At 54.9% G+C, this 9,268-nt stretch carries 10 protein-coding genes; 1 reads left to right on the top strand and 9 read right to left on the bottom strand.

Translation table 11 applies throughout. From position 1 onward, the window contains the following. On the top strand, positions 1–1,786 hold a 1,786-nt coding region (locus RMSM_RS30925), incomplete at its 5' end, for a LamG-like jellyroll fold domain-containing protein (RefSeq protein WP_040770393.1). A 6-nt stretch (positions 1,787–1,792) separates the two neighbouring features. Here RMSM_RS30925 and modA read toward each other — a convergent pair. The 9 genes from modA to RMSM_RS30880 form a co-directional block, all read right to left on the bottom strand. After that, complete coding sequence (gene modA, locus RMSM_RS30920) at positions 1,793–2,587, bottom strand: molybdate ABC transporter substrate-binding protein (protein ID WP_008706813.1); 795 nt, start codon at positions 2,585–2,587, stop codon at positions 1,793–1,795. A 395-nt stretch (positions 2,588–2,982) separates the two neighbouring features. Then, positions 2,983–3,423 carry a DUF3293 domain-containing protein gene (locus RMSM_RS30915; RefSeq protein ID WP_008706811.1) on the bottom strand — a complete coding sequence of 147 codons (441 nt, stop codon included), beginning with the start codon at positions 3,421–3,423 and terminating at the stop codon, positions 2,983–2,985. Positions 3,424–3,437: 14 nt separating this feature from the next. Beyond that, positions 3,438–4,724 carry a threonine/serine exporter family protein gene (locus RMSM_RS30910; RefSeq protein WP_040770388.1) on the bottom strand — a complete coding sequence of 429 codons (1,287 nt, stop codon included), beginning with the start codon at positions 4,722–4,724 and terminating at the stop codon, positions 3,438–3,440. Positions 4,725–5,048: 324 nt separating this feature from the next. Continuing rightward, a complete protein-coding gene (locus RMSM_RS43540) occupies positions 5,049–5,171 on the bottom strand; it encodes a hypothetical protein (RefSeq protein WP_261340358.1) in 123 nt (40 codons plus the stop codon). A 625-nt stretch (positions 5,172–5,796) separates the two neighbouring features. After that, on the bottom strand, positions 5,797–6,378 hold the full coding sequence (locus tag RMSM_RS30900) for a hypothetical protein (RefSeq protein WP_008706806.1): 582 nt from the start codon (positions 6,376–6,378) through the stop codon (positions 5,797–5,799). Then, a complete protein-coding gene (locus RMSM_RS30895; RefSeq protein ID WP_144058089.1) occupies positions 6,375–6,662 on the bottom strand; it encodes a hypothetical protein in 288 nt (95 codons plus the stop codon). The genes RMSM_RS30900 and RMSM_RS30895 overlap by 4 nt, the downstream gene beginning before the upstream one ends. Before the next feature lie 90 nt (positions 6,663–6,752). Next, positions 6,753–7,169 carry a hypothetical protein gene (locus RMSM_RS30890; RefSeq protein WP_008706804.1) on the bottom strand — a complete coding sequence of 139 codons (417 nt, stop codon included), beginning with the start codon at positions 7,167–7,169 and terminating at the stop codon, positions 6,753–6,755. Between the two features lie 160 nt (positions 7,170–7,329). Continuing rightward, the gene (locus RMSM_RS30885; protein ID WP_040770382.1) at positions 7,330–7,872 is read right to left on the bottom strand and encodes an SMI1/KNR4 family protein; all 543 of its coding nucleotides are present in this window, start codon (positions 7,870–7,872) and stop codon (positions 7,330–7,332) included. A 224-nt stretch (positions 7,873–8,096) separates the two neighbouring features. Next, positions 8,097–8,678: a prolyl hydroxylase family protein gene (locus RMSM_RS30880; RefSeq protein WP_008706800.1), complete on the bottom strand. Its 582-nt coding sequence runs from the start codon at positions 8,676–8,678 to the stop codon at positions 8,097–8,099. Positions 8,679–9,268 lie beyond the last annotated feature (590 nt).

Below are 9,268 nucleotides of genomic sequence, written 5' to 3'. Positions count from 1 at the left end.
CGGAGGTGTGCCCGCTGGTTTGAAGGTGCTTGAGCAAGCGGTCGTCGATACCAATTTGCTCGATCCTGATTTGGTTATGACCGTGGGCGATTTGATCCAAGGCTACAACGACGCACCGTTGTGGATGGAACAGATGGCCGAGTACAAAGAGATTATGGATCGCTTGAAGATGCAGTGGTTTCCTGTTGCGGGGAATCATGACGTCTATTGGCGTGGTGAGGGCAAGGCTCCCCAAGGCCAGCATGAAACCAATTACGAAAAACACTTTGGTCCACTGTGGTACACGTTCCAGCACAAGAACGCCGGTTTTGTCGTGCTGTACAGTGACGAAGGTGATTCGGCCACCAACGAAAAAGGTTTTAACGAAGGCCGGTTGCAAAAGATGAGTCCCGAGCAGCTTGACTTTTTACGTCAATCGCTCGAAAAACACAAAGATCTCGACCACGTGTTTTTGTTCCTGCACCACCCACGCTGGATCGGTGCTGGCTATACCGACGGCAATTGGGATGAAGTTCACGAGATCTTGAAGGCCGCAGGAAACGTCAGCGCAGTGTTCGCCGGACACATTCATCACATGCGTTTTGATGGGCCCAAAGACGGAATTGCCTACTACACCTTGGCGACCACCGGAGGTCATTTGTCCGCCGACATTCCCGGTGCAGGTTACCTGCACCATTTGAATGTCGTAACCGTTCGCAAAGAAAGCGTCACCGTTGCGGCGTTGCCGGTCGGTTCGGTCATCGATCCAACCGAGTTCACTCCGGAATTTTTGGCCGACGTGAATATGGCCCGCAAGATTCGCCCGGAAGAAATCGAAAACAATTTGCGGTTGCAAATTGATGGCTCGGCCTCGGGTGAGTTGACGTTTTCGTTGACGAACACCTCGGCAAATCTAGTCGAAGCGACCGCATCGCTTGATCCGGTTAACCGAGATTGGGTCACGACGCTGGACCATCAACACGTCAAGATCGAAGCCGGCCAGACGGTGCAGTTGTCATTCGGATTGCAACGCAAAGCCGATCTGGAGGCCGAATTGACCAACCCACGCGTGCAAATGGATCTGCACTATGTCGGTCAGAGCACACGTATCCAATTGCCGCCGACCTCGACTCCGATTTCGATGAAGTTGGCAGCCGTGCCTGCGGACTATTTCAGCGGCAACGACAATCGTTGTTTGAAGGTGGTAGATGAACGATCTGCCGTGCGAGTGGATTCTTCGGAACTGAAGCTTCCCAACGGACCGTTCACGCTCGAAGCCTGGGTCAATCCGGCGCAGGTTGCGGGACATCGCGGTTTGATCGCCAAGACACAGCAAAGTGAGTTCGCGTTCTTTATGGATGAGGGTGTGCCACAATTTGATGTGAATTTAAAAGGCAAATACTACAGTGCCAAAGCGACCGACGTGTTGCCTGTGAACCAGTGGTCTCACTTGGCGGGCGTCTATGACGGTGCCGAAGTCAAGCTGTATATCAACGGAGCCCTTGTCGGAACTAAGAAAGCATCGGGCAAACGTACGACCAATAAATTGCCGCTGTACATCGGTGCCGATCCCAATACGCAAGGCCAAGCCACTCGCCCGTTCATCGGCAAGATCGACGAGGTCCGAGTGTCGAAGAAGGCGATCTATTCATCCGAATTTAAGCCCGAACGACGCTTGGCGGTGGAATCCGATACCGTGCTGATGCTGCATTTGGATCGTCAATTTGGACCGTTTGTTTTGGACCAAAGCAAGTCGGCTGCGAAGGGAACGCTCGGCGTCGAAGCCAAGCTCGTGCCCATCCAGTAGAAACGTTTAATCGCGAACATCAAAGCCATAGTTCTTGTAGTGCTCGCGAGAGCGAGCGCTACTGGAAACGTAATGGGCGAAATGCTCCGCCGCTTCTTGTTGATCTGTCGTCGCGATGATGCCGATGGAAACCTGGGAAGTGGCGTTTTTTAGTTCCGCAACCTCGACGAACGAGAGGTTGGGATAGGTGTGCAGCACTGCGTCGTAAACGATGCCAGCGTCGGCGGATCCGGCTTCGATGTCGTTTGCCACCTCGTTGACCGACGTGCGATATCCGATCGTCGCCGCGTCGATATCGTCCCAGCGGCCCAGGCGTGTCAGTGAACCTTGAGTGACTTTGCCGATCGCAGCCATCTCGGGACTCGCTTGAACAAAGCGGACGTCGTCACGCAGCAGATCTTCGAACATGGAAATTGTGAGAGGATTGCCTTTTCTGACCGCAACCACAGCGTGCATCAACGCAATGGGGAATTGCTGTGTAACAAGCTGCTTCTGTTTCGCGATCTTCAAGTAGCTGTCGTCCGCAGGCAGAAACAAATCGCCCGTTTTGCTAACCGCAATCGACGACAGCAGCGTTTGTGATGGACCGTATTGGACGTGCACTCGACGCTGAAACTCGAGTTGGTAATCCTGGATGAGCTTGTCCATCACCGCTCGGTTGCTGGCGGCGCAGTACAACATCAATGGCCGCGAATCGAGATCGCCATCCGAAACCCGGTCCCCATCGGTAGCAAACAGCAGCGCCACGCAAATGACGAAGACGATCACGGATCCGCCGGCTAGTAACGAAATTCGATTCATGAGTGAGGGCTAAGAAGGAACGATTGCAAGCGGGGGTTGTGAGCCGTGGGCCGTAAGGCGGCCAGGTAATGCGTGGGACCCGGCCGCTGACGCGCGAGCGGTTCACAAAATCAACTCGCCATGGTTCACGACTACCTGTCCCCAATGACGAAAGAGCTTCGTGGTTGGGATCGATATTTCATAGTCCTCGCTAAGTCGCAATCGCAAGTCCTTCCCGCAGTTCCGGGGCACCCTTCCAAAGCGAAGGGGCATCGACGGCGTAGTGAGGAGCAAATTCGAAGGCAGCGGACATTGCATCAATTCGGAAGGGGTGCCGCCATTGTAACGTCAGTAAACGAGGTCGTCACTTGTTGGATTTATCCTGGCATATGCTTTGCTTTGCAGCGTTATCGTCTTCAGCGAGATCCCGTTTCCGAGGTCAAGAACAGCAATTCTGCAGCACCACCGACGCGTCCGATGACGATCGCGTTCTGGTGGTATTTCCTACCGATATTGGCTGCGGATGCAGGCATGATTCCGAGCAGCAAAAAACTGGCCTCAGGTGGCCATTGCCCCTTGGGATCGATGCCGGTTCCGTGCCAGTACAAATAGCCGAGACGGGCAATCTCGCACTCTAATTGCTCGTTCATTGCTCGATTTTGTGACGGCGCCTTCGGAGTCGAATGAGGGTTGTAGGCGGTGATGAACGCCCACTCGCTCACCGCTTCGTTTCGCAGTGCATCGTCGAGCACAGGATGTTTGTGACCAATGCGAATTGCAACGGATTGTTCCGGCGATTCGCACCAATAAATCGTTTTCCGATAGGCATCATCCAGCTGCTGAGCCGAGGTTTCCATGTTGCAACTTTGGATTAAAGAATTCGGTTCGGCGGCACCAACGCGTTGGACATCAACAAGCCGCCAACCAAGCACATCGCGATCATCACCGTGTGAAAGCCAATCTCGATGCCAGCGATGGTTTCGTGATCCAACATCGCGATCAGCGATCGATAGCCAAACGATCCTGGGACCAAGACGATCATGGCAGGCGTTTGCACGATCAATGCGGGACGACCACGCAAACGCGCATACAGATTGCTGCCACATCCCACCGCCAGTGCTGCGGAAAACGAGGCGACTTCCGAACCGTAGTGAGGATCGACCAAACGGAGGACCAGGATGCCGAGCATCGAAACGCTAAAGATCGCCGGCCACTGCGGCACACGAGCTTGAAAGATGATGGCGAACGTGATCGGCGCGATCAATATCGCCAACCATTGCCAGAGCGAATCGGTAGCAGGAAGTTTTTCGGGGATATCTCGCCATGGAAGTGCGAATCGCCAAGCAATCGCGGCCCCCAATAACAGCGTGAACAACATGACGATCGCTCCGGCAAGCCGTGCCACTCCGGCTGACAGGTGTCCCACCGCAAGTTCGGTTAACGCGACGGTCAATTTCAATCCTGGTATTAGTACGATCAATCCAGCCAGCGTGACCAGTCGATCGTCAATCGGGACGACGAAGTGTGCAATGGCAAGCGACAGCGTCGCCGCCACAAAACCCGAGATCGGATGCAGTAAACTTGGTTCTCCGCAAATTCGGTCGGCGATCCGCTCGATCACTGCGATGACTAATCCAATCACCGTCGCGGCGATGACTTCGGCGACGGATCCTTGGAACAGCGTCGCAAGCACGCCGCAACCAACCGCACAGGCGACTGCGAACGCAGCAAAGCGATAAGGCGGTTCACTATGATCGATCTCACGAAGTCGTGTGGCGGCGGCTTGGATCGTAACCTCACCCCGCTCGAGCTTTCCCAGCACATCATCGGCTTGAAAAATTTTGTCGACATGCATTTCGCGAGAATCGACGCGGCGGACCACCGTCTCTTCGTGGCCTGCATTGGTAATCGAAATCACTAGCGCGGTGGGCGTATACAAGAATACCGCCTCAACTCCCAGCGACGATGCGACTTGGGTCATCACGCGCTCGAGCCGATGCGATGGCGTGCCGTAGCGATGCAGCATGGTGGCTGCATGAATCAAAAACGCGTTGATCGGCGTCTTTCCGGTTTTAGAAGGTGGTTCGCTTGGCACGACGTAAGACGGGGGAAAGAGAATGTAGCCACGAATTGGCAGCAAGGAACGTAGGCCGCTCATTCTTGCCGATCCCATGATTCCTCGAAAGAGGCTGCCACAAGGGCGTAGAAGTCGTGATCGCGCTACCGCTGCTTCTGCAGATAAAGCGAGCTGCATCCTGCCACGAAGCGGATCGCCTTGGAGAGGGTAATCCACCATAGGCGAGGAGCACGCGCAACGGGTTGTGTGGCCGACGCCGCCCCCTGATCGAAGCGAAACACGTTGGCCAACCAGAAGATTATACAACGAGAGCCCACGTGGAATGAAGAAGGAAGGCGTTTGCGGCGTGCCTGCCACGACTCAGCGGCCACGCCGTGTGAGGCGCCCACGCACTCGTGCTCGTACTCAGTCCGCAGGATGGTACTCGTACTCGCCACCCAGCGAATTGGACAACGTCGCTCTCGCTGTAAACGAGTAGGAGTACGAGTACCGCTTCGCTGAGTACGAGTACGATGTGCTGGAGGCCATGGCCCATTTCCAAAGGGCCAAAATTATCCCGCAAGGGCTAAGCGTAAAAACCGTGTTCAAGTGAGCCACTTCGCAGCGGGATTTTGTGCGTCATGGTTGTAGCAGGACATCCATCGCGATGTCGATCGTTTTAGTGAGGAATCTAATTTGACGCTTTGAATCGCAACGCAATGGCGTGTCATAGCCATGGACGCAAGTCCGTGGAAGCCTGTTTTCGCTTCCGCTGCGGGCTTGTCCCGGCGGAGCGGGCAATTGGAAGCTACCCATCAAACCTCCCACGCCCCATCGATCTCCGCTCGGGCTTGCCCCGGCGGAATCAGCGAATCGAGACGCGGTGTCCGCCGGGACGAGCCCGCAGCGGAGCAGTGTTTGGCCTTTCTTCATTCTCGGTAGCTGCCATTTGTTTCCTCCGCCGAGACAAGCTCAACGGAAGGAGATTTCAAGTCGCGAGTTCTCCCAGGTCTACAGGCACCAAATGTAATTCACCTTGTTCAGCCGCTCCGACGCATCATGCGGACAGTTCGAGCCGCCACCCGCCACGAAGCGGCTCGTCTTGAACATGGTTTTGGGATCAGGCTCGTCCCTCGTTGACTCCAAGTCTGAAGAGGTTGGGGCGTCCCTGCGCTCAGCAGTTGAGAAGCCGTACAACCAATTGTGGACCTTCATGAAAGGCAAATCCAACCAAGAATGGTGATGTCCGCTGCAGGCAGTCAAACGCCTTTTGTTCCACCAAGGCGTCAATCGTTCGTGAGAACATCACCGCAGCAGTGCATTCGAGATAGTCGTCCTGAGAATCCGCAAACTCACCCGGGTAGTCGTCTGCCAGAGAGAATTCCTCCCATTCATCGAGGAAGGACACTTCCGCAAACCCTTGGTATCGAAAGTCTCCCGTGTTGTTGTTATACGGAAGCACAGGACCTGTAATCGGGTTTTTAAACGTGTTGATCGCCCACTCTAGTGACTTCTTGTCATCGTAGGAGAGTTGGGTGAGGCGGCGTTCACTTATGCGTGCCTCGTGTTTCTTCGCCTGTGCGATCGAGTTTTCCTCCGTGTCTAGGCAAGGTAGGATCTCGCCATAGTCCGCATTACAATCAAACGCAAAGTAGCGAAACAGCTCATCAGTGTGCTGAGCCGCAAACTCGCTGATTGCGAGGATCGACGCGTCAATTAGCTGACGTTCGTTGGATGCGAAATCAGGTTCTTTCATAAGAGTTGCGCAACGGGAAGCATGGCCGCCGCCGCTCCCTGGTCGGAGCGAAACACGTTGGCCCACACGACGATTATACAGCGAAAGCCCGCGTAGAATGAAGCAGGAAGGCGTTTGCGGCATGAATGACGCGACTCAGCGTCCACACTGTGTTGTACGTTCGCGGTTTCGTACTCGTACTCGTACTCGCCGCCCAGCGAATTGGACAACGCCGCTCTCGCTGTAATCGAGTAGGAGTACGAGTACCGCTTCGCTGAGTACGAGTACGATGTGCTGGAGGCCATGGCCCATTTCCAAAGGGCCAAAATTATCCCGCAAGGGCTAAGCGTAAAAACCGTGTTCAAGTGAGCCGCTTCGCAGCGGGATTTGGTGCGCTATGGTTGTAGCAGGACATCCATCGCGATGTCGATCGTTTTAGTGAGGAATCTAATTTGACGCTCTGAATCGCAACGCGATGGCGTGTCATAGCCATGGACGCAAGTCCGTGGAAGCCTGTTTTGGCTTCCGCTGCGGGCTTGTCCCGGCGGAGCGGGCAATTGGAAGCTACCCACAAAACCTCCCTCACGCCATCGATCTCCGCTCGGGCTTGCCCCGGCGGAATCAGCGAATCGAGACGCGGTGGAGAACCCTGCACGAGCATTGATCAAGAACGCGTAGTTGTCGTTGACCGGCACGAAGACACGGTCATCGGTGAAAGCAGGCACCTTCATTCGGTAATGGAAGGCTGGTCGAGACAAATCGGCTCGTTTCGCGTCGGGCTGTATCTCAAACAGTGAATCTTCGAGCGTCACAAGTAGGGGATTCCCAGTGCGTGCAACGGAATGTTTTTACGTCACCGCCGTGAACGAAGCGGAAATGGATTGAAGTGAATTGGATTGTATAATGGTTGCGAGGTCAGCACCACAACGAAGGTGTGCCGAAGGCCGAGCGTAAGAACCATGTTGGGCGGCGTTAGGCCTGCGAGAAGACGTCGCTAAAGAAGTCGCGATATGAGTCGTAAAGTGGGTTTGCGTGTGGCATCACCGAATCGCGGTCAGCACATTTGTCGGGGCCAAGGGGGGCTAACAGTTCGTGATCCATCCAAACGATTGGGCAATCACCATCGGCCGTTCGATTGGCGGCGTCGAAGCACATTGGCCCCCATCCGTCGCCCCACTGGGCGAATGGAATAAAGTTAGCGGAAAGCAACGGTTTCCACACATTGATAAGTTGGCGGATGGGGCCAAGTGGATTGTTGGATGGAACGTCAGTGTTGAATATGAGTTGGTCGTAACGAGAACTGTGGATTTGGTCAAACAGCTGGAACCCGGCGAGCAAGTATGCGCGAAAAAGAGGCGGTAGCTGAATCGCGAATTCGGTCTCCATTTGGGAAACGTCGGATTCGCTAAGAGTGGAAGGAAGCATGCGCCACGCAACCCAGCCCTCATCGTCAACGTCGCCCTCGAACATGTCGGCAGGCACGCCCGCGCCGCCATCCTCAGAGGCAACGCTCATTCGGTGGTAGCCCTCAGCGTACGTTTCCAAGTTTAAGCGAACGAGTGCGATGTTTTCGGTAAGACTCACGATTGATCTACGCCGCCCAACGGATGGTTTTTATGACACCGCCCTGAACGAAGCGAGCGATGTCCTGAACTGGATTTGATTGTATATTGGAAACGAGACCTGCACCGCAACGAAAGGTGTGCCTGGAGGCCTAGCGTACAACCATGTTGACCGACCTACGCACTGTAGAAAACGTCAGATCGAAGGACATATTTTCGACCCGAGACGAGCGCGGAACCTTCGTGCCAGCGTTCGTGGCGAAAGAGCAATGCGGAGCCAGCTGTCGGTGTAATTACATGTTCGATTTTGCGTCGCGATTCACCCTTGCCATCGTAGTCGCGAAACGTGGTTGAACCGCCGTCAAAGTCGCCATTGAGGTAAACCAGATACGACAGTTTGCTAACGTGACCATCGTCGTTGGTCACGGAACCATCCTTGTGGCGTTTGAATTCCTGACCGGGTCCGTATCGGTAGAAACGAAGGTGAAAGTCCACGCCAACAGCGTGCTGATCGTCAAGCGACGGCAGGACGTCCGAAATGCGAGACCACATCAGCGCAGCGAGTTCTGGATCGTCGAGATTGACGCGATCGTTGTTGCGAATGTTGGTCATCATCTTCGGGCCAGAGTGTGTGCGCACGGATGCGGCATCAAACCCGATAGATTCGGCGCGGTCGATCAGCCCGCAACACTCAGCGGCGGAGAAAACGCCTGCCACAGTGAAGATGTCTGGATCAACGAATTCGGCAACCAATGTCATAGTCTAGGTCGTGCAACGGGAAGCATGGCCGACGCCGCCCCTGACCGAAGCGAAAGACGTTGGCCACCGAAAGATTATACAACGAGAGCCTACGATGATTGAAGAAGGAAGGCGTTTGCGGCATGGATGCCGCAACTCAGCGGCCACACATTGTTAGGCGACCACGCGTTCGTACTCGTGCTCCTACTCCTACTCAGGACGCAGGGCGGTACTCGTACTCGCCGCCCAGCGAAGTGGATAACGTCGACACCGCTCTAATCGAGTAGGAGTACGAGTACCGCTTCGCTGAGTACGAGTACGAGTACGAGTACGGTGTGCTGGAGGCCCGGCCCATTGCCAAGGAGACAAGATTATCCCGAAGGCCTACGTCATCTTCCATCGTAAACATGGCGACAACGTAGAAATCCTACGAGTCATCTCGGGGGATCGTAACATCACCAAACTCTGAGGTCGCCTAACGGAAGGTTTTTACGACACCGCCCCAAACGAAGCGAACGATGTCTGAACTACCAAGAATTGTACCAAGGCCAGCCCGCGTTGCCAAAGAGTCAAGGTGTGCCGAAGGCCCTAGCGTAAAAACCATGTTGGGT

The organism is Rhodopirellula maiorica SM1 (assembly GCF_000346295.1).
Lineage (GTDB): Bacteria > Planctomycetota > Planctomycetia > Pirellulales > Pirellulaceae > Novipirellula > Novipirellula maiorica.
Note: the sequence above shows the minus strand (reverse complement) of the source record. Positions and strands in the feature narration are given on the sequence as shown.